Raw genomic sequence first — 20,517 nt, forward strand, 5'->3', positions numbered from 1 at the left:
ACAGGTTTGAAGGTCGATGACGGCTCCAGACTATAGAGATACGATTTTTGCCTTGTCGAGTGGTCCGCCGCCATCCGGGGTGGCCGTTGTGCGCATATCTGGACCGGGCGTCCGATTCGCTGTCGAAACGATGACTGGAGTCGTGCCTGATGCACGCCGGGCAGTCCTTGCAAATATTTGTGATCGCGACGGTCACCTGATTGATCGTGGTCTCATTATCTACTTTCCAAAGCCGCATTCCTTTACCGGCGAAGATTGTGCGGAATTTCAGATCCATGGCGGTGTGGCTGTGATTAGCGCAACGCTTGCTGCCTTGTCCTCCTTGCCGGGATTGCGGAGCGCTGAGCCTGGCGAATTCTCCCGCCGCGCATTCGATAACGGGAAGATGGATCTGACAGCGGTTGAAGGGCTAGCAGATCTTATTTCCGCCGAGACAGAAGCTCAAAGGAAAATGGCGCTTGACCAGTCAAGGGGTTCGCTTCAGGAGATTTATCGCCGCTGGCGCAATGAGCTGATACGTATCCGCGCGATGATCGAGGCCGACTTCGATTTCGCCGATGAACAGGACGTTCCCGGTTCTGTCGCAGAGTCGATTTGGACAGATGTCAGTGGGTTGAGGGATGAAATCGAGCATCATCTCGTCGACGCACGCGCCGGAGAGATCATACGGAATGGATATCGCGTGGCGATTATTGGCGAGCCGAACGCTGGCAAGTCAAGTTTGCTAAACGCGCTGACGAAAAGAGACGTTGCCATCGTATCGGATGAGGCTGGAACAACAAGGGATGTTTTGGAGGTCCGCCTGGACCTCAATGGATATAGTGTCATTCTGTTTGATACCGCTGGTATTCGTGAAGGCGGTGGGGCGGTCGAGAAAGAGGGAATCCGCAGGGCAAAGGCCGCTGCTGCTTCCGCGGATCTCGTTCTCGAACTCCGGGAACCCGGCGCCGAAAGACAATTGGTAAACATTGATCCGGATCGTCATCTCCTTGTCGCGTCCAAGTCCGATTTGGGAAGAGATAATACTGCGTCTTGCTACGACTGCGAAGTGTCAGTGCGAACGGATCACGGTCTCGATGCGCTTATCGAGATGCTAACCGTACGTGTCTCCTCATCGACATCGTCCACGTCGACTCTGTTGCCAAATCGCCAACGCCACAGGGAATATCTGCAAAGATGTCTTTCAGCTTTGGCAGAAGTGCTCGATGATCCGCAGACGCCTATGGAAATGCGTGCTGAGTGGTTAAGAATTGCCGGAGATATGATTGGACGATTGACCGGAGCGATCGATACGGAAGATCTTCTGGATGTTATTTTCTCGGAGTTCTGCATCGGCAAATAATTGTCTATCTGGTAATGACTTGTGACAGGTTCACTCTTATATACGGTCTGCTCCAGACATAAACGAGTGACTCACGTGAAACATCGGCTTGTCCCGGAAAGGCGCCATTACGGTTTCACGTGAAACACATAGGCGCGGCGATCAGGACCAATGAACATAAACTATGATGTTGTGGTAATCGGCGGAGGCCATGCCGGCTGCGAAGCCGCTGCCGCTGCTGCGCGATCAGGCGCATCAACGGCGCTTGTAACCCTCAATCTCGACACGATAGGAATTATGTCTTGCAATCCGGCCATTGGTGGTCTGGGCAAGGGGCATCTCGTGCGCGAGATTGACGCTCTTGACGGATTGATGGGCGTTGTCGCTGATGCGGCTGGCATCCAGTTTCGATTGCTCAATCGAAGCAAGGGACCGGCGGTTCGCGGTCCTCGCACCCAGGCAGACAGAAAGCTGTATCGCCAGTCCATGCAAACCATCCTCGCCGACTACGCCGATCTCGACATTGTTGAAGGCGAAGCTTTCGACATTACAATGAAGAGTAACCGCGTGCGTTCGGTTGTCCTTGCAGATGGCCGAACTCTTTTCTGCGGCGCCGTGGTTTTGACAACGGGAACATTTCTGCGCGGACTTATTCATATTGGGGAGAAACAATTCCCTGCGGGACGCATGGGGGAAAAGCAGACGACCGGATTGGCGGGTACTCTACAGAGTGCAGGATTTCACCTCGGTCGTCTTAAAACCGGCACGCCAGCGAGGCTTGACAGCTCAACAATCGACTGGGCGTCAGTTGGACGGCAATCTGCTGATGAAACACCAACTCCATTCTCGTTCATGACGGATTCAATTGTTAACCCGCAAATTGATTGCGGGGTGACGCACACGACAGCACAGACCCACCGGATTATTTCCGAAAATCTCGGACGGTCGGCGATGTACTCGGGCCGGATAGAAAGCAAAGGTCCGCGATATTGTCCCTCGATTGAAGACAAGGTTGTTCGTTTCGCTGACCGTGAATCACACCAGATCTTCCTTGAACCGGAGGGGCTGGATGACAATACTGTTTATCCAAATGGAATTTCGACGTCTTTGCCTGAGGATGTTCAGGATCAATTTATCCGGTCGATTCCGGGCCTTGAAAAGGTTGTGATCAAGCAACCCGGATATGCGATTGAGTATGATCATATTGACCCGCGGGAACTCAAGACGACGCTAGAGGCCAAACGCATCCATGGTCTTTTCCTGGCGGGGCAGATTAACGGCACGACCGGATATGAAGAAGCCGGCGCGCAAGGTCTGGTTGCCGGGTTGAATGCAGCGCTGCTATGCTCTGATTCGGATCCGCAACATTTCAGTCGAACAGACTCTTATATTGGCGTCATGATTGATGATCTGACCAGTCGTGGCGTCACCGAACCCTACCGGATGTTTACGTCCAGAGCGGAGTATCGCCTGTCTTTGCGGTCGGATAATGCGGATCTCCGACTTACGCCGCTTGGAATAGAAATTGGTTTGGTCAAGTCTCAGCGGGAACATAAATTTACGAAATGGAACAACGGTTTGGGTAAACTTCGCGCCAGGCTTCAGTCATTGTCGGTCACACCGGTGGAGGCAAAATCGGCTGGGCTTAACGTCAATCAGGATGGCGTACGGCGAAGCGCCTATCAGTTGCTGACTTATGCTGAAATTGATATTGAGCGGCTTTCGGCGATCTGGCCGGAATTGTCTGGCGTCGATGCGGACTTGGCGGAAACATTGGAGATTGAAGCGATTTATTCGGTCTATCTCGAACGCCAAAGTCGCGATATCTCCTCTCACCGGCGAGAAGAGCAACGCAGAATACCGGATAATTTCGACTATTCGGATCTCCCTGGTCTGTCCGGTGAGTTGAAACAGAAGCTGGCGTTAGCCCGTCCAAAATCGATAGCCCATGCAGCGAGACTCGAGGGTATGACGCCGGCCGCCATCACCATTCTACTTTCCCGCCTGCGAATACTGGAACAGGGAAAAAGTATCGATGACCGCGCGGTGGGTTGAATTGTTTAATGGATCGATGCGACGTTTGCCGTCTGGTAACCCGTATGAGTAATCAATCAGACATAGAGAAGATTTTTCCTGTTTCACGTGAAACAATAGACCGTCTGACAGAATTCGTCGCCTTGTTTCGAAAATGGTCGACCGCCATCAATCTGGCGGCGCCGTCGACGCTTCCCGACATTTGGCGTCGCCATGTCGCGGATAGCATGCAGCTCTATGCTCTTAATCCAGGTCCAAGGAAATGGCTCGATCTTGGCAGCGGCGGCGGATTTCCGGGGATTATTACTGCAATTCTCTTGAGAGAAGCAGGCGGCGGCTCGGTCGATCTGGTTGAAAGCAATCATAAGAAGGCGGCCTTTCTGCGTCAGGCGCTTGCCCGGACAGATTCTCCCGGCAAAGTGCATGCTTCAAGGATAGAGGCCTTTACCGGACAAATCTCTGAATATGACGCAATTTCCGCCCGCGCTCTGGCTAATCTGAACGATTTGTTGCGCCATACGGCGCCTTGGTTGACGAAAAAAACCGTCGGATGGTTTCATAAAGGCCGGGATTACCGTCGCGAGATTGACGAAGCCCGTAGAAGCTGGACCTTCGATCTGGTAGAACATCAAAGTCAGATCGATGCGGATTCTGTGATATTGCAGGTGAGCAACGTTCGCCCGATCAAGCTGTAGAACCAGTCATCAGGGTAACACAAATGAGTTCTATGACAGATTACCACGGGATCATGTCGATGTTGGGTGAACGCAATAGAATCATCACCGTAGCAAATCAGAAAGGCGGCGTCGGAAAGACGACTACCGCTATAAACCTGGCTACGGCTCTGGCGGCAATTGGCAAGAAGGTTCTCATTGTCGATCTTGATCCGCAGGGCAATGCCAGCACCGGCCTTGGTATCGGAAAACAGGACCGAAACGTGTCTTCTTACGATCTTTTGGTTGGATCTGCGCGGATCGAGAAGGCCTGTATGGAAACTGATGTTCCGAATCTTTATATGGTGCCTTCCACCATGGACCTTCTTGGCGTCGAAATGGAGATTGCTGGTGAACGCAATCGGGCTTTCCGGCTCAAGGAATCTCTGGCTGAATCTTTTGCTCTAAAATTCAACTATGTTCTGATTGACTGCCCTCCGTCACTCAATCTCCTCACGATCAACGCCATGGCGGCCGCCCATTCGGTGCTTGTGCCGCTGCAATGCGAATTCTTTGCGCTGGAAGGGCTTTCCCAATTGTTGGATACGGTTCGACAGGTTCGGGACTCTCTCAACCCGGATCTGGATATCCAGGGCGTTGTCATGACGATGTATGATTCGCGCAATAATCTCGCCAATCAGGTGGTGGATGATGTGCGATCTTACCTGGGCGACAAGGTCTATCGAACCCTGATCCCCCGCAATGTACGGGTCTCGGAGGCGCCCTCCTATGGAAAGCCGGCTATACTTTACGATCTCAACTGTTCGGGAAGTCAGGCCTATCTGAGGCTGGCGTCGGAAGTGATCCAGCGAGAAAGGGAACGGCAAGCCGCATAATTCAGGCCCTTGCCGCGTAACTTGCTGATTCTCAAGAGTTTAATCCATATATTCAGACTATCATGGCAGTCGACCGCATGACCGATGACACATCAAAAAGACGTTTGGGACGAGGCCTCGCTGCTCTGATCGGCGAAATGGATCAACCGGCAGGCAATGGCCATACGCCGAAAGCCAGCGCGGACGACTCGGTGCCGATAGAATTCGTGCAACGCAATCCGCGAAACCCGCGCAGGACATTCGACGAAGCGGAATTGGACGAACTTTCCCGCTCCATTAGTCAGCACGGTATCGTCCAACCAGTCGTTGTTCGGACCATGCCGGAGGGCCGATATGAAATCATTGCTGGCGAAAGGCGCTGGCGCGCCGCCCAACGCGCCGGTCTGGTGCAGATCCCGGTGCTCATCCGGGATGTGGACGATCGCACGGCTCTAGAGCTCGCGATCGTCGAGAATGTCCAGCGTTCCGATCTCAATCCGATCGACGAGGCCGAAGGGTACCGTCAGTTGATATCTGAGCATGGATACACGCAGAACGACCTCGGGGATATTATCGGCAAAAGCCGAAGCCACGTCGCCAATACACTGCGCCTGTTGAAACTGCCGCAAAAAGTTCGCGATATGCTGGGCAGAGGCGATCTGTCAGCCGGCCATGCGCGGGCCATCGCGTCAACCTCCAGTCCGGAAAGGCTGGCCGAGCAGATTGTTCGCAAGGGACTTTCGGTTCGTGAAGCCGAACGCATGGCTCAAAAGGACGGCGAGGCGTCAGTAGACCCGCGACCGAAACAACCGCCGAAGGACCCCGACACCGTAGCGCTGGAAAAAATGCTCGGTGATCATCTGGGATTAAACGTATCAATCAGTCACAAGGAAAATGGCGGTTTCCTGCGCGTCGACTACAAGACGCTCGATCAACTCGATGATCTTTGCCGCGTTCTTCAGAATGCGCATCGGCCGCAATAGGCGGACGAAACACCGAATTCCCGAAACAAAGCCAGATTTATCTCGGCTGTCTGCGCGAAGACCGTATGGCCAGCGCCAGCAAGGCCTGGCGGGATATGCTTTCCTCCAGGGCCGGCTGTCTTCTCATTTCGAGTATCGCGCGATTGATATGGTCGAGTGCTGCGCCCGTCGCCTTGGCGGACCAGGACAAGAGGGCTTTTTCAAAGGCCGGCTTGCGACGAAAATGCATTCTCGGCGCATATTTCTGTAATGCGCCGGATGCAGGCATACGCCCCTTCTCCATTGCAGAACGCACAAGATCGATCAGCTGAAACTGACGCAGACAGGCCTGAAGCACAGGAAAAATCTGGGTTTTTGAGGCTATGATACGCGACAGAGCGTTATCGAGCCCGGGAAGATCCCCTGAAAGCACGCAATCTACCGCGGTGTCGACTGAAAGTGACGAGGCGTCGCCGACAATCTCGATCACATCACTTTCTCCAACGGCGTCGCGACCGTGACAATAGAGCGACAGTTTTTTCAATTCGCCGCGCGAAGCCAGTCTGTCGCCGCCGAGGTGTTCGATCAGGATCTGTCTGGCGGCTGCGTCAATGCGCAATCCGGCAGATCCGAGTTCGTCATCAATCAGCGCGTGAATGCTGCGTCCATCGTCGCCATAGCAAGGCAAGGCCATGCAGGTAGCAGCGGATTCGGCCGCTTTTCTCAGAGATGCGGATTTCTTGAGATCTCCGGCTTCGACAAGAAACACCATGTCGTCGGGCGGATCGGAATCAATCGCGTTGATCGCCTCGACGATTGTCTTGTCGTTCCCGTCCGCCTTGACCCACACCAAACGTTTTCCGCCGAACAGACCTACGGAGTTGATTTCATCGAGGATTTTTAGCGAGTCCGACTGTACTTCGGTGCTGTCGAGCTTGGTGAGATTGAACGGATCCGAAATATCGACGCCGGATTTGCCGGCGAGCAGCGAAGCGCGTTCTGAAACAAGACCGCGATCGGGACCGTAAACAAGAAAACTCGTGAAAGCGGAAACCGAACCCTTCAGAAAGGAGTCGACCTCATGAGCCTTCTTCTGCGCCAAGATCAGCTCCTGGCTTGCCGTCTGTTCATGACGCTCGCCGTATCAGCGCGAATTATCTCGGCCAATTCCTGGGCCGCCCGATCTTCAGCGTCGCGCTTTGCGCGATTATTGGCGAATTCCTGGGTGTTCTGGTCATAGAATGTCGTGACCTTACGCGTGCCCTTGTAAATTTCCTCGCCGGTGGAGGTCAGTGTGATTGTGTAAACGGCGGTCGCAAGGATCCGACGGGAAACGATGCCGTTCAACAGGCCATCGCGCAGCGCCCGACTGGCTTGCGTCTTGACCTTCAGATCCATCGTATATGCCGGATTGGAAGGCTCGCCCGCCCCACCTGAAAACATGAAAATCAGTTCATTGCGCAATTCCAGCGCAACCCGGTCTCCGACCGGCTTGATAGCGATGGATGAGAGTAGGGCGCGGGTCGACGTTTCCGGCGCCAGTGTCGAGGTATTTTGATAGTACAGCGGTTGGACCTGACAGGCCTGCAGGGCGAACGCGGAGCCGGTCAGCGCTGTAGCCGCGAGAGCGATCCTGCTGAAGCGGCGAAGTTCAAATGACGACATTGACGATCCTCTGCGGTACCACAATGATCTTGCGCGGCGCTTTGCCTGACAGGGCAGACTGAACGGCTGGAAGCTCCAGCACGGCGTTTTCTACAGTCTGTTGATCCGCATCACGGGCAATTGCCAATTCAGCCCTCTTCTTGCCGTTGATCTGCACCGGCAAGGTTACGGTACTGTCAATGACCAATGCCGGATCGTATTCCGGCCAGTCCAATTTGGCAACAAGGGACTTGCCGCCAAGCAAGGCGTTGCATTCCTCGGCGAAATGCGGCGTCATCGGCGCCATGACTGCGATGAGGATTTCCACCGCCTCGCGCAAGGCGCCAGACAGAGCGGCGTCCGCTTGACCTTCCGCAACAGAGCGGAGCGGACCCGAGATTTCATTGACCAGCTCATAAATACGCGCGATCGCCTTGTTGAAGGCGAGCCGCTCGATATCCTGGCCGACAGCCTTGAGTGTGCGGTGGGCGGCCCTCGAAACGGAAGCAGCGTCGCCACCGGTCGCCGCGGCAGGCGCGACCTCTCGCAGGGTATCGGCCGCGTCGCCAATCAGCCTCCAACTGCGCTGGAGGAAGCGATAGGCGCCCTCGACGCCAGCTTCGGTCCAGATGACATCGCGGTCCGGCGGAGAATCGGATAGCATGAAGAACCGCGCGGTGTCCGCGCCGAAGGAAGCAATGATGTCATCAGGATCGACCACATTCCGGGTAGATTTCGACATCTTTTCAATTGCGCCAATGGTCAATTCTTCGCCGGAGTCCAGATGGATGGCGCGTCGTACGCCGTCCTGTTCCTCCAGCTTGACCTCCGCGGGCGTAACCCAGCCGTCTTCGCCGCGATAGGTCTCGTGCACCACCATACCCTGGGTGAACAGACCCTTGAACGGCTCTTTGACGTCCAGATGGCCGGCGATCTTCATGGCCCGCGAAAAGAAGCGGGAATAAAGGAGATGCAAGATGGCGTGTTCGATGCCGCCGATATACTGGTCGACGGGCAGCCAGGCGTCCGCCGCCGCAGGATCGGTCGGCTCACTGACGTCAGGCGCGGTGAAGCGTGCGAAATACCAGGACGAGTCGACGAACGTATCCATCGTGTCGGTTTCTCGCTTCGCCGGTGAACCGCATTTGGGACAAGAAACGTTGCGCCAGGTTGGATGTCGGTCGAGCGGGTTGCCCGGCTTGTCGAAATCGATGTCGTCTGGCAGCGATACGGGCAGATCCTCTCTGCGCAGTGGAACCACGCCACAGGCGTTGCAATGGACGACCGGAATAGGGCAGCCCCAGTAGCGCTGGCGTGAAATACCCCAGTCGCGAAGACGGTAGTTGACCTGCCGGAACGCTTGTTGTTTGCCGGCTACCGTATTAGCCGCCAGCTTCTCAGCGACAGCGTCGAAGGCTTCCTGCGGCGTTAAGCCGTCCAGGAACCTGGAATTGATCATGACACCGTCGCCGACATAGGCGTTTTCAGTGATCTGGAAGGCAGCCGGGTCTTCGTCCCTTGGCATGACGACGACGATCACAGGCAGTCCGTATTTGTTGGCGAAGTCCAGGTCGCGCTGGTCGCCGGAGGGGCAGCCGAAGATCGCGCCGGTTCCGTAGTCCATCAGCACGAAATTCGCGACATAGACGGGCAGCGACCAGTTCTCGTCGAAGGGGTGGCGTACACGGATTCCCGTGTCGAAACCGACCTTTTCAGCGGATTCGAGCGCAGCCAGCGATGTCCCGGCCCGGCGACACTCCTGACAGAATGCGGCCAGTTCCGGATTGGAGTTCGCGGCGCTCAGCGCTAGAGGATGATCGGCGGCGATCGCCATGAAGGACGCGCCGAATATGGTGTCCGGACGCGTTGTGTAGACCTCAAGCAGGTCTTCACCTGCAGGCGCCGTGTCGCTGACGATTTCCCAGCTTATATGCAGACCATCGGACCGTCCGATCCAGTTTTTCTGCATCAACCGTACTTTTTCCGGCCACTGATCGAGTTCTTCCAAAGATTCGAGCAGGTCTTCGCTGAAATCCGTTATCCTGAAAAACCACTGGGTCAATTCGCGCTGTTCCACGAGCGCGCCAGAGCGCCAGCCGCGGCCGTCTATGACCTGTTCATTTGCGAGAACCGTCTGGTCGACCGGATCCCAGTTGACCTTGGACTGTTTTCTGTAAACCAGGCCATGATCGAGAAAATCCAGAAACAATTGCTGCTGGTGATGGTAATATTCTACGTCGCAAGTGGCGAATTCGCGCGACCAGTCGAGCGACAGGCCCATCGATTTCAATTGGGCCCGCATTGTGTCGATATTGCCGTAGGTCCATTCCTTCGGATGAACCTTGTTTTGCATGGCGGCGTTTTCCGCCGGCATGCCGAAGGCGTCCCAGCCCATGGGATGCAGCACGTTATGGCCGCGGGCGCGCTTGTAGCGCGCGACAACATCGCCCATGGCGTAGTTGCGCACATGGCCCATGTGAATGCGTCCTGAAGGATAGGGAAACATCTCGAGGACATAGTATTTCGGGCGCGGGTCGTCATTGGCCGTTTCGAACAGCCGTTGTTCCTGCCAAATTTTTTGCCAACGCGGTTCGGCGTCGCGCGGATTGTAACGCTCAATGGCCATAAAAGGTGGGATCCGTAGTCTTCCACAAGTTTTCGTGGACCTTCACCACGAAACCCGGCAAGGGTCAACCGTGAAGTCGAAGCAACGTCCAGTAAAATCGGCGATATTCCATTGTCCCGTGATACCGTCTATGAACCAATGACCAGCGGAGGACGGGCTGACATCGGCAAGGACCTATGGCGTTTTGTCGTACCCAAGTAAGGAAAGGAAACCGAAATCCACGATATGAGCGAGCAACTCAAGGCGGTGAAATCGAATATAGCGGCGGCGGAGCGTTCGGCCGGGCGGAAAGAGGGCTCGGTCACACTGGTCGCCGTGTCGAAGACCTTCGACGCAGACGACATTCGACCCGTCATCGACGCCGGTCAGCGTATTTTCGGTGAAAATCGGGTCCAAGAGGCCCAATCCAAGTGGCCCGGCTTCAGGGAAGAGTATCCCGATATCGAATTGCATCTGATCGGGCCACTGCAGTCCAACAAGACAGCCGATGCCGTCGCCCTGTTTGATGTCATCGAGACCGTAGATCGCGAAAAGATCGCCAAAACGATCGCAGAAGAATCGCGCAGACAGGGTCGTGCGCCAAGGCTTTATATACAGGTCAACACAGGATCGGAACCGCAGAAGGCGGGCGTAGCGTCGGACCAGGCGTTGGATTTCGTCAATCTGTGTCGCAATACCTATGGCCTCGCCATAGATGGATTGATGTGCATCCCGCCTTTTGACGAAAATCCGGGGCCGCATTTCGCTTTGCTGGAAAAACTCGGTCAGGAGGCGGGTCTTGAAAAGCTGTCTATGGGCATGTCCGCGGATTACGAGACCGCAGTCGCATTCGGCGCCACCTCGGTTAGGGTCGGGTCGGCGATATTCGGCGTGCGCGACAAGAAGACCGGATAAGCCGATGGTTTGATTTACGTCATGGCGGCTTTCCGATAACCGAATTCTCATAAAGGTCATGAACGGGAGGAGATAATGACGAGCAGGTATCCGTCAGAGTACCGGCGCTGGAGCGAGGATCCGGAGGCGTTCTGGGCTGAAGCCGCCAAGGCGATCGACTGGTTTGAACCGTGGGACAGCGTTTTCGACGCACAGGCCGGCGTTTATGGACGCTGGTTTAATGGCGCCAAAACAAACACGTGCTACAATTGCGTTGATCGGCACATTCAGAACGGACGCGGCGACCGGACGGCGCTGATCTATGACAGCCCGATAACTGGGGCGAAGAAGGCATTCACCTTTCTAGACCTGCGAGACGAGGTCGCGACACTTGCCGCGGTTATCCGCGATCTGGGCGTTTCCAAAGGGGATCGGGTCATCATCTATATGCCGATGACGCCAGAAGCGGTGTTCGCAATGCTCGCCTGCGCGCGTATCGGGGCAATCCACTCCGTGGTGTTCGGCGGCTTCGCCGGTCCGGAACTGGCGACGCGACTGGACGACGCCAAGCCTGATCTCATCATTGCGGCCTCCTGTGGCATCGAACCGGGGCGGATCGTTCCCTATAAACCCATGCTTGACGAGGCGATCGACCTCGCCTCGCACAAGCCGCGCGCCTGTCTTGTCCATCAGCGCGAAGAGCACGAATGCGATCTCATAGACGGTCGCGACGTGGATTTCACCAGTGCGATGGAAAGCGCGCGCGCTACTGGCCAGAGCGCCGATTGTGAGCCGGTCGAGGCAACCGATCCGCTTTATATTCTCTACACGTCCGGAACCACCGGTCAGCCGAAGGGCGTGGTGCGCGACAATGGCGGCCACATGGTTGCGCTCGCTTGGTCCATGAACGCCATTTATGGAATGCAGCCTGGCGAAGTCTTCTGGGCGGCGTCTGATGTCGGCTGGGTGGTCGGCCATTCCTACATCGTTTACGCGCCGCTGCTGAACGGCAACGCTACGGTGCTGTTCGAGGGCAAGCCGGTTGGAACGCCGGATGCCGGAACTTTCTGGAGAGTCATCGCAGAACACAAGGTTGCGGCGCTGTTTACGGCGCCGACGGCCTTCCGGGCGATCAAGAAGGAGGATCCGGAAGGAAAATTCATCGCCGGGCACGACCTCGATCATTTCCGAACGCTGTTTTTAGCCGGCGAACGCGCCGATCCGGACACGATTGAATGGGCGCGCACCAATTTGGGCGTTCCGGTCATCGATCACTGGTGGCAGACCGAAACGGGATGGACCATTGCGGGCAACCCCGTGGGACTTGGCGCATTGACCGTCAAACCCGGTTCCTCGACGGTTGCAATGCCGGGCTACGATATCAGGATCCTCGATGACGCCGGTCATCCGGTCGAGGACGGAAAACTCGGTAATATCGTCGTGAAACTTCCGTTGCCGCCCGGATGCCTGCCAACCTTGTGGAACGCGGATTCCCGGTTTCAGGACACCTATCTCGCGGAATTTCCAGGTTACTACAAGACCGCCGACGCGGGCTATGTCGACGCCGACGGATACCTGTTCATCATGGCCCGCACGGACGACATCATCAATGTGGCGGGTCACCGGCTGTCGACCGGCGCCATGGAAGAGGTTATCGCCGGCCATCCAGATGTCGCCGAATGCGCGGTGATCGGCATTGAGGATCAATTGAAGGGACAGATTCCTGTCGGCTTCGTGATACTCAACACCGGCGTCACTCGGTCGCCGGAGGAAATCGAGCAGGAGCTGGTCCGCGAAGTCCGCACCCATATCGGCCCGGTCGCGGCCTTCAAGGTCGCCATTGTTGTCAATCGGTTGCCGAAGACCCGATCTGGAAAGATATTGCGTGGAACCATGCAGAAGATCGCCGACGGCCAGGAGTGGAAGACGCCAGCGACGATCGACGATCCTGCTATCCTGACAGAAATAGACGATGCACTCAGTGCGCGCGGCTTTGCCAAGAAGGTTGCGCCTTAGGCGCAATCCGCCCGAAACAGCGGTTTTGCGGCATTGGACTATGGCTCCGCCAAGCGACGGCTTGTCAAAACTATACGATATGGCACGATCCTCCTGACAGGATGCTGTCAGGAGGGGTGTGCGATAGTTCTCCCGTCAAACAGCAAGGAGACAATCATGCCCGATACACTTCCCCAGAACGCCATCGTCTGGTTTGAAATTCCGGTCAGCGATTTCGCAGCCGCCCAGTCTTTCTACAACACCGTTTTCAAAACCAAACTGGTCGTCAACGAAACCGACGCCAATCCTATTGCCGTATTTCCCTGCGAGAACCCGCAGAACGGGATCGGAGGTCACATTTACGTGGGCAAGGCGGCGGACGCCGGCAAGGGGGTCACCGTGCATCTCGCCGCGCCGGATTCCGTAGAGGAAACGATGGATCGGCTAGTCGCCCAGCGTGGCAAGATCGTGTCGGACATTATCTCAATTCCGGCTGGCCGCTTCGTCTATTGTCTCGACCCGGACGGCAACAGCATCAGCGTCTTCAAATGATCTCACAGGGTCCTGTGAGACAGGGCAACCGGACCGGCTCCGGTTGCCTTTGCGGATGAGGTAGGGCATGCGCCGCGCTGACCGTCTTTTTCAAATCGTCCAGCATTTACGCGGCGGACGCCTCGTAACAGCAGCCGATCTGGCGCAACGGCTCGAGGTGTCCGAACGCACCATCTACCGCGATATGGCGGATCTGCAGTCGACGGGCGTGCCCATCGAAGGAGAAGCCGGCGTCGGCTACATCATGCGGGAGGGATTCGACCTCCCGCCGCTCATGTTCACGCGCGACGAAATCGTCGCCCTGGTGACCGGCGCAAGGTTGGCGCGCGCCTGGGGCGGGATTGCGATCGCCAACGCTGCGCAGGAAGCGCTGGTCAAAATCGAGGCCGTGCTGCCGGATAAAGAGCGTCGCCGGATCGCGCACACGCAGATTCATGCGCCGCACTTCATGATGCCAAATACGGTGCGCGAACTGTTTGACCTGCTGGAGCGGGCGGCCGACGAGCGCAAGACGCTCGCGATCGACTATGCGGACGCGGAAGGAAGCCCGACAACGCGGCGTATCCGTCCGCTGGCGCTGCTATTTTGGGGAAAGGTCTGGACGCTCGCGGCCTGGTGCGAAATGCGCAATGATTTCAGGACCTTTCGTATCGATCGCATGGTGCGTGTCGCGCCGACTGGCGAGACATTCCGGCTGGAACGCGGGCAGTTGCTGTCCGACTATTACCGGCGCGTCGAAGATCGCCGAGGCGGCTCCCTGAAAGACTATATCGAATAGCGGTCCGGTGGTTATTGCTCGGACAGTTTCATGTCCGGTTCGTAGACTTTTCCGGCCACTGTTTTTATGACGGCCTGCGCACATCGCATCTGCCCGCCCTTGTCATCAAAGGCATATACTGGAGAGCCGTGCAGTTCCCATCCGTGGTTAAGGGCTTTAGTGACCTTGTGGCAGAAGCTGGAATCATCCGGTCCTGTAAGCAGGCGATAGAGTTGCACAATCAGTTCTCCTGTAAACTGGCCTTGGCGAGCAGCGTCTCGGCTTGCTGCAGATGGAGCCGCTCCACCATTTTGCCATCCAGGCTGATAACGCCCTTGCCGGCATGCTCGGGAGTCGAAAAAGCGTCGACGATGCGACGAGCGGCGGCGATATCCTTCTCGGATACCCCGAATTCCGAATTTGCAGGCCCGATCTGGTTGGGGTGGATCAAGGTCTTCCCGTCAAATCCCATCTGTCGGCCCTGTCGACATTCCTCAGTGATGCGCTCCGCGTCCCTGAATTCATTCGATACGCCATCCAGCGCGTCCAGCCCCGCCAACCGCGCGCACAATACAATTTCCAACAGCCATGGCGTAAGAAAGGCGCGGTCGGGAGTCAGCGCGGTTCCAGTGTCTTTTGCAAGGTCGTTGGTTCCGGCGACGAGACAATCAAGGCGGGTGGGCCTTTTCAGAGCTGCCTCCGATATGTGGCGACAGCGTGCGATTCCTGCCGGCGTTTCGATCATGGCCCAAATGCGGAGGCTGTCCGGGGCGTCAAGGGACGCAAGATTTGCCTCCACATCGAGAATGTCCTCCGGTGAAGAGACTTTAGGCATCAGCACAGCGTCCGGCCGGCATGCGACAGCCACCGCAAGATCCACTTCTCCCCAGGGCGTATCGAGAGCGTTTACGCGAATGACGCGCTCGCCACGGGCCTCCGGGGCGCCAGAAAAATAGTGCGTCAGCGTTTGGCGGGCCGTCTCCTTGTCGTCCGGAGAAACGGAATCTTCCAGATCGATGATGTAGCTGTCAGCGGCGAGGTCGCCGATCTTTGCGAGCGCGCGGACATTGCTGGCCGGAACATAGAGCGCCGAACGTCGTGAACGCGCGGGGCGGTGTGGCATGGCGGTTTTGCTGGTCATGATGATACTGGTTTCATGAGCGAAGCCACAGTGCAACAGCAATCTGACGGAAATGTCATGTGTCGCCGGTTGAAACGGCTCCTCAAAATAGCCAATTGGATGACAGCCCTTCAAACAGATTGTCGGCTTCGCCGGCAACAGCAATTCAGGGGAAGTGTTATGGATCAGGTTCGCTCTATCATCATTGGCGTTGCCGGTTTAGCCGTAGCGGTGGTCGCCGTTTTGGTGTTCGCTACGGTTGGCGTTGCAATGATCGGCCTTGCGTTCACGCTTGCAGGGGTCGGGCTGGTCGCGGCGCGTCTCCGGAACAGATCCGCCATGCGGGACAGTCGGCGTGGTGATCCGCATATTTGGAACGACGGCCGGGGCACCATCATCGACATGTAGGCCTCCGACGGCAAGAATAGCTTCTTGAGCCCTTCTTTTTTCGCGAGAGCTTTGATACATGCTTCGCATGCCTGCTGGCGGCCACTGTCTTTTCAGGCCGCCGCCGCCGCGGGGAAATGGATATTCAAGGATGTCTCGCCATGAAGAAGTTCAGCCGCCTGACCGGCGTCGCCGCTCCGTTGCCGATCATCAATATCGACACGGATATGATCATCCCCAAGGATTATCTGAAGACCATCAAGAGGACTGGTCTTGGCGAAGGCCTTTTCGCAGAAATGCGCTACAATGAAGATCGCTCGCTGAACGAGGACTTCGTCCTCAACAAACAGGCCTACAAGAATGCGAGCATTCTGATCGCTGGCGACAATTTCGGTTGCGGATCGTCGCGTGAGCACGCTCCGTGGGCTCTGATGGACTACGGTGTTCGTTGCATCATCTCAACCAGCTTTGCCGATATCTTCTACAACAACAGTTTCAAGAACGGGTTGCTGCCGATCGTCGTCACGCCGGAAGAGCTGGACGCGCTGATGGATGATGCGTCGCGCGGCGCAAATGCGACGATCACCGTTGATCTGGTTACCCAGGAAATTCACCGGCCCGACGGCGGCGCCATCAAGTTTTCGATTGATCCGTTCAAAAAGCATTGCCTGCTGAACGGCCTCGACGATATCGGGCTTACCATGCAGAAAAGCCAGCATATCGACCGGCACGAGGATCATCTGGCCAATCACAGGCCCTGGCACTAGTCACGACGAACGGTCCGGCCTGTCCGGGAGAGGCGGTTTGCCCGCCGATTCCGCCCCTTCTACTGCGGAGACGAGATGCGCAAGTTGATTTCAACGGGCTCGCCACTGGAGAAGGCCGCCGGCTATTCGCGCGCTGTGGTCCAGGACAACTGGTGTTTTGTCGCCGGCACGACGGGCTATAATTACGACACGATGGTCATGCCCTCGACAGTCGAGGAGCAAACGCGCAATGCGCTCTCAACCATCGAAAAGACGCTCGTTGAAGCCGGATTCGATCTCGCTAGCGTCGTACGGGCGCAATACATTATAACGGATGCGGCAGACGCCGGCCGGGTTTTTCCCATTCTCGGCGAATTTTTCGGAGAAATCCGTCCCGCTGCGACAATGCTGGTCGCGGGCCTTGTCAGACCGGAAATGCGCGTCGAAATCCAGGTTACAGCTTATCGGGGCGAAGGCGACGCCAACTTGCTGCTCTGATAGCGCGCTAAAGACAATTGCAATTGAAAGGGAATATCCATGACCAGCCGTAAACTTCTTCTACTTCCCGGAGACGGCATCGGCCCTGAAGCGGTGACCGAAGTTCGCAAACTCATCGACTTCATGAACGAAGAACTCTACGCCGGCTTCGAGATCGAGGAAGGCATAGTCGGTGGAGCGGCCTACGATGCGCACGGAAAGGCGATTTCCGAAGAGGACATGGCCAAGGCGATGGCTGCAGACGCGGTCCTTTTTGGCGCCGTTGGCGGTCCGAAATGGGATTCCGTTCCCTATGAGGTAAGGCCTGAAGCCGGTCTTTTGCGGCTGCGCAAGGATATGGAGCTCTTCGCCAATCTGCGCCCCGCCATTTGCTATCCGGCGCTGGCCGAGGCCTCCTCGCTCAAGCCTGATGTCGTGGAAGGTCTCGATATTCTGATCGTTCGCGAACTGACCGGCGGGGTTTATTTCGGCGAGCCCAAGGAGATCATTGATCTCGGAAACGGACAGAAGCGGGGTATAGACACCCAGATCTACGACACCTACGAGATTGAACGGATTGCCGGAGTCGCCTTTGAGCTTGCACGCAACCGTCGCAACAAGGTCACGTCGATGGAAAAGCGAAACGTCATGAAATCCGGCGTTTTGTGGAACGAAGTCGTAACCAACACGCACAAGGAACGCTATTCTGACGTCGAGCTCGACCACATGCTCGCCGACGCCGGCGGCATGCAACTGGTGCGCTGGCCCAAACAGTTCGATGTGATCGTAACGGACAATCTGTTCGGAGACATGCTGTCCGATGTGGCGGCGATGTTGACCGGGTCGCTCGGCATGTTGCCCTCGGCGTCGCTCGGCGCGCCAGACGAAAAGACCGGCAAGCGCAAGGCGCTGTATGAGCCGGTACACGGCTCGGCTCCGGATATCGCCGGCAAGGGCATGGCGAATCCGATCGCAATGATTGCGTCATTTGCCATGTGTTTGAAATATTCCTTCGATATGGTCACGGAAGCGGATCGACTTGAAGCCGCAATTGCGAATGTGCTCGACAGGGGAATTCGTACGAGCGACATCGCATCAGGCGACGTGACGACCGTTTCAACCGGACAGATGGGTGATGAAATCGTCAAGGAATTTCGAACCCTGTCTACCTGAAACAGCAAACGAGCCGGCTCAGTATTGCGAGCCGGCTTCAGAATTGGATAATTTTTTATGAGCGTTCTATCGCTCAGACGTATTGCGCAAAACGGCGTTTATTCAGATACCGGATTTCTTTCCCGGATCAGAAGCAACATCATCGCCAACCGTGACTTCCTGAAACGGCGCTTCGACAACAACGCCAAACTCGATGTGAACATCCTCGGATGGCGGTACATGTTCGTCGTCGCCATGGTTGTGGTTTTGACGATGGTCGTGCTTGACGACCCGATTGGCAGCTACCGGGCCGACTGGCCTCAGTCGTTGAAAGACCTTGCCCGCGCCTTCACCGACATCGGCAAGTCCGGATGGATTCTCGTGCCGTCCGGAGTCTTCATGCTCGGTTGCTATTGCCTCGACTGGGGTTGGCTGCAGTCCCGAACGCGTCTGCTGTTTGCAAAAATGATGGCGGTTTCAAGCTACATCTTTCTGTCCGTCGGTGTTTCCGGCCTTCTGGCCTCGTCCCTGAAATATGCAATCGGACGCGGTCGCCCCATTCTTTGTGATCGGGTCGACGCCTTTGAGTTCCGGCCATTCTCATTGGACGCGGCCTTTGCGAGTTTTCCTTCCGGACACTCGACGACCGCTGGCGCGCTGTTTACTGGCATTGCGATTTTCTTTCCGGCGTTGAGACTGCCGGCTCTTGTCCTCGGGGTATGGCTCGCCTTCAGTCGTGTGCTTGTCGGCGTCCATTATCCGAGCGACGTCATCGCCGGCGTGGCCCTCGGCGCGTGGTATGCATACTTCCAGGCGCTCGTATTCGCCCGTTAAGGCGGTATTTTTGCGACCGATGACAAGGGATGGCCGGTCTTGCGCAAGGATTATTATCTTTTCAGGCCGCAGCGCGAGATCGGTTGACTCCTTGCAAAACCACTGTACAAGCGCAACCGAACGGAGTCGCAACATGCACATTTCTGACCGCAGCTTGAGAAACGGTCTGTTCCGCGCCGAAAGGGCGTCGGCACTTTGCATCCGCGCGCGCCTTTCCACCAAAACGGCAACCAAGAAAACGACCGTCAAGATCTGACGTCTCTGGCTTGTCCGTTCTCTTCCCGGTCCAGCCGGGGAGGCGAAGGCCTGCATTCCGGGCCGGAACGGGAAGAGAGACAGGAGAAACCAAAATGGGATTCAAGATAGCAGTCGCTGGCGCCACCGGAAATGTGGGCCGGGAAATGCTCGATATTCTGGCGGAACGCAATTTTCCGGCTGATGAAGTTGTACCGCTGGCCTCCAGCCGCTCCGTAGGCAAGGACGTGTCCTTTGGAGATCGCACGTTGAAGGTCAGGAACCTCGAAACCTACGATTTTTCCGGGACTGACTTCTGCCTGATGTCGGCGGGCGGCAAGGTTTCGGAAAAGTGGTCCCCGAAAATCGGCGCCCAGGGTTGCGTGGTGATCGACAATTCCTCGGCCTGGCGCTACCACGCCGATGTGCCGCTGGTTGTTCCGGAAGTCAATCCGGACGCTGTCGAAGGTTTTACCAAGCGTAACATCATCGCCAATCCGAATTGTTCCACGGCGCAGTTGGTCGTTGCTCTGAAGCCGCTTCACGACGCTGCGAAGATACGGCGTGTGGTCGTCGCCACCTACCAGTCCGTTTCCGGCGGCGGCAAGGACGCCATGGATGAACTGTTCAATCAGACCCGGGCTGTTTTTGTCGCGGATCCGATAGAAAACAAGAAGTTCACAAAGCGCATCGCCTTCAATGTTATTCCGCATATCGATGTCTTCATGGAGGACGGCTACACCAAGGAGGAGTGGAAGGTGCTGGCTGAGACCAAGAAGATGCTTGATCCCAAGATCAAGATTACTTGCACCGCAGTGCGTGTTCCCGTCTTCATCGGACACGCCGAAGCGGTCAATATCGAGTTCGAGAACGAAATTTCGGCGGACGAAGCCCGTGATATTCTTCGTGACGCGCCGGGTTGCCTGGTTGTCGACAAGCGAGAGGATGGCGGTTACGTGACTCCGTATGAATGCGCAGGCGAAGACGCGACGTTCATCTCCCGCATCCGCGAAGACGCTACAGTCGAAAACGGTCTCAACATGTGGGTCGTTTCGGACAATTTGCGCAAGGGAGCGGCGCTGAACACCATTCAGATTGCGGAATTGCTCGTGGCGCGGGGACTTGTCACCGCAAAGAACCAGGCCGCCTGATGACGCCGGATTGGACGGATCGGGTTTATAAACCGGTCCGTCTTGCCAAAAATCTATTTGTTGCCGATCTGGAACAGTCCAAATATTGTTTGGGCAACAATATCCTATCCGTTTGACTTGATTC

20 protein-coding genes are annotated in these 20,517 nt (G+C 56.4%); 15 read left to right on the forward strand and 5 right to left on the reverse strand.

What is annotated here, in order from left to right:
* Positions 1–16 precede the first annotated feature (16 nt).
* The 5 genes from mnmE (at position 17) to AAFN47_RS19870 (ending at position 5,866) form a co-directional block, all read left to right on the forward strand.
* The gene (gene mnmE / locus AAFN47_RS19850) at positions 17–1,342 is read left to right on the forward strand and encodes a tRNA uridine-5-carboxymethylaminomethyl(34) synthesis GTPase MnmE (protein ID WP_499810992.1); all 1,326 of its coding nucleotides are present in this window, start codon (positions 17–19) and stop codon (positions 1,340–1,342) included.
* Positions 1,343–1,492: 150 nt separating this feature from the next.
* Positions 1,493–3,376 carry a tRNA uridine-5-carboxymethylaminomethyl(34) synthesis enzyme MnmG gene (gene mnmG, locus AAFN47_RS19855; protein ID WP_499810993.1) on the forward strand — a complete coding sequence of 628 codons (1,884 nt, stop codon included), beginning with the start codon at positions 1,493–1,495 and terminating at the stop codon, positions 3,374–3,376.
* A 44-nt stretch (positions 3,377–3,420) separates the two neighbouring features.
* The gene (gene rsmG / locus AAFN47_RS19860; RefSeq protein WP_499810994.1) at positions 3,421–4,050 is read left to right on the forward strand and encodes a 16S rRNA (guanine(527)-N(7))-methyltransferase RsmG; all 630 of its coding nucleotides are present in this window, start codon (positions 3,421–3,423) and stop codon (positions 4,048–4,050) included.
* A 59-nt stretch (positions 4,051–4,109) separates the two neighbouring features.
* Positions 4,110–4,904: a ParA family protein gene (locus AAFN47_RS19865; RefSeq protein WP_499811082.1), complete on the forward strand. Its 795-nt coding sequence runs from the start codon at positions 4,110–4,112 to the stop codon at positions 4,902–4,904.
* Positions 4,905–4,981: 77 nt separating this feature from the next.
* The gene (locus tag AAFN47_RS19870) at positions 4,982–5,866 is read left to right on the forward strand and encodes a ParB/RepB/Spo0J family partition protein (RefSeq protein ID WP_499810995.1); all 885 of its coding nucleotides are present in this window, start codon (positions 4,982–4,984) and stop codon (positions 5,864–5,866) included.
* A 37-nt stretch (positions 5,867–5,903) separates the two neighbouring features.
* Here the strand turns inward: AAFN47_RS19870 and holA are convergent, their stop codons facing one another.
* The 3 genes from holA to leuS are packed head-to-tail and all read right to left on the reverse strand — an operon-like array spanning position 5,904 to position 10,115.
* Positions 5,904–6,947 carry a DNA polymerase III subunit delta gene (gene holA, locus AAFN47_RS19875; RefSeq protein ID WP_499810996.1) on the reverse strand — a complete coding sequence of 348 codons (1,044 nt, stop codon included), beginning with the start codon at positions 6,945–6,947 and terminating at the stop codon, positions 5,904–5,906.
* Positions 6,948–6,949: 2 nt separating this feature from the next.
* Positions 6,950–7,510 (reverse strand): LPS assembly lipoprotein LptE, encoded by a 561-nt coding sequence (locus AAFN47_RS19880; RefSeq protein WP_499810997.1) that lies wholly within the window; start codon positions 7,508–7,510, stop codon positions 6,950–6,952.
* On the reverse strand, positions 7,497–10,115 hold the full coding sequence (leuS, locus tag AAFN47_RS19885; RefSeq protein ID WP_499810998.1) for a leucine--tRNA ligase: 2,619 nt from the start codon (positions 10,113–10,115) through the stop codon (positions 7,497–7,499). Before leuS ends, AAFN47_RS19880 begins: the two co-directional genes overlap by 14 nt.
* Before the next feature lie 225 nt (positions 10,116–10,340).
* On the opposite strand from leuS, the gene AAFN47_RS19890 reads away from it, so the two are divergent.
* From AAFN47_RS19890 to AAFN47_RS19905, 4 genes are all read left to right on the forward strand, one after another.
* The gene (locus tag AAFN47_RS19890; protein WP_499810999.1) at positions 10,341–11,009 is read left to right on the forward strand and encodes a YggS family pyridoxal phosphate-dependent enzyme; all 669 of its coding nucleotides are present in this window, start codon (positions 10,341–10,343) and stop codon (positions 11,007–11,009) included.
* A gap of 75 nt (positions 11,010–11,084) precedes the next feature.
* Positions 11,085–13,004: a propionyl-CoA synthetase gene (locus AAFN47_RS19895; RefSeq protein WP_499811000.1), complete on the forward strand. Its 1,920-nt coding sequence runs from the start codon at positions 11,085–11,087 to the stop codon at positions 13,002–13,004.
* A gap of 156 nt (positions 13,005–13,160) precedes the next feature.
* Complete coding sequence (locus tag AAFN47_RS19900; protein ID WP_499811001.1) at positions 13,161–13,535, forward strand: VOC family protein; 375 nt, start codon at positions 13,161–13,163, stop codon at positions 13,533–13,535.
* A gap of 67 nt (positions 13,536–13,602) precedes the next feature.
* Complete coding sequence (locus tag AAFN47_RS19905) at positions 13,603–14,313, forward strand: helix-turn-helix transcriptional regulator (RefSeq protein ID WP_499811002.1); 711 nt, start codon at positions 13,603–13,605, stop codon at positions 14,311–14,313.
* 11 nt (positions 14,314–14,324) lie between these two features.
* Here the strand turns inward: AAFN47_RS19905 and AAFN47_RS19910 are convergent, their stop codons facing one another.
* Entirely contained in the window at positions 14,325–14,531 is a 207-nt protein-coding gene (locus AAFN47_RS19910) for a DUF1737 domain-containing protein (protein ID WP_499811003.1), read from the reverse strand.
* A gap of 2 nt (positions 14,532–14,533) precedes the next feature.
* Entirely contained in the window at positions 14,534–15,433 is a 900-nt protein-coding gene (locus AAFN47_RS19915; RefSeq protein WP_499811004.1) for an HpcH/HpaI aldolase/citrate lyase family protein, read from the reverse strand.
* A gap of 159 nt (positions 15,434–15,592) precedes the next feature.
* Between AAFN47_RS19915 and AAFN47_RS19920 the strand changes: the two genes are divergently transcribed.
* From AAFN47_RS19920 to AAFN47_RS19945, 6 genes are all read left to right on the forward strand, one after another.
* Positions 15,593–15,820 (forward strand): hypothetical protein, encoded by a 228-nt coding sequence (locus tag AAFN47_RS19920; protein WP_499811005.1) that lies wholly within the window; start codon positions 15,593–15,595, stop codon positions 15,818–15,820.
* 140 nt (positions 15,821–15,960) lie between these two features.
* Complete coding sequence (gene leuD, locus AAFN47_RS19925) at positions 15,961–16,566, forward strand: 3-isopropylmalate dehydratase small subunit (RefSeq protein ID WP_499811006.1); 606 nt, start codon at positions 15,961–15,963, stop codon at positions 16,564–16,566.
* A 75-nt stretch (positions 16,567–16,641) separates the two neighbouring features.
* Positions 16,642–17,043, forward strand: coding sequence for a RidA family protein (locus AAFN47_RS19930; RefSeq protein ID WP_499811007.1), 402 nt, complete (start codon positions 16,642–16,644; stop codon positions 17,041–17,043).
* 39 nt (positions 17,044–17,082) lie between these two features.
* Complete coding sequence (leuB, locus tag AAFN47_RS19935) at positions 17,083–18,195, forward strand: 3-isopropylmalate dehydrogenase (RefSeq protein ID WP_499811008.1); 1,113 nt, start codon at positions 17,083–17,085, stop codon at positions 18,193–18,195.
* A gap of 57 nt (positions 18,196–18,252) precedes the next feature.
* Positions 18,253–19,008 (forward strand): phosphatase PAP2 family protein, encoded by a 756-nt coding sequence (locus AAFN47_RS19940; RefSeq protein ID WP_499811009.1) that lies wholly within the window; start codon positions 18,253–18,255, stop codon positions 19,006–19,008.
* Positions 19,009–19,358: 350 nt separating this feature from the next.
* Positions 19,359–20,393, forward strand: coding sequence for an aspartate-semialdehyde dehydrogenase (locus AAFN47_RS19945; protein WP_499811010.1), 1,035 nt, complete (start codon positions 19,359–19,361; stop codon positions 20,391–20,393).
* Positions 20,394–20,517 lie beyond the last annotated feature (124 nt).

This window comes from Hoeflea sp. CAU 1731 (assembly GCF_039888615.1).
Classification (GTDB): domain Bacteria; phylum Pseudomonadota; class Alphaproteobacteria; order Rhizobiales; family Rhizobiaceae; genus Flavimaribacter.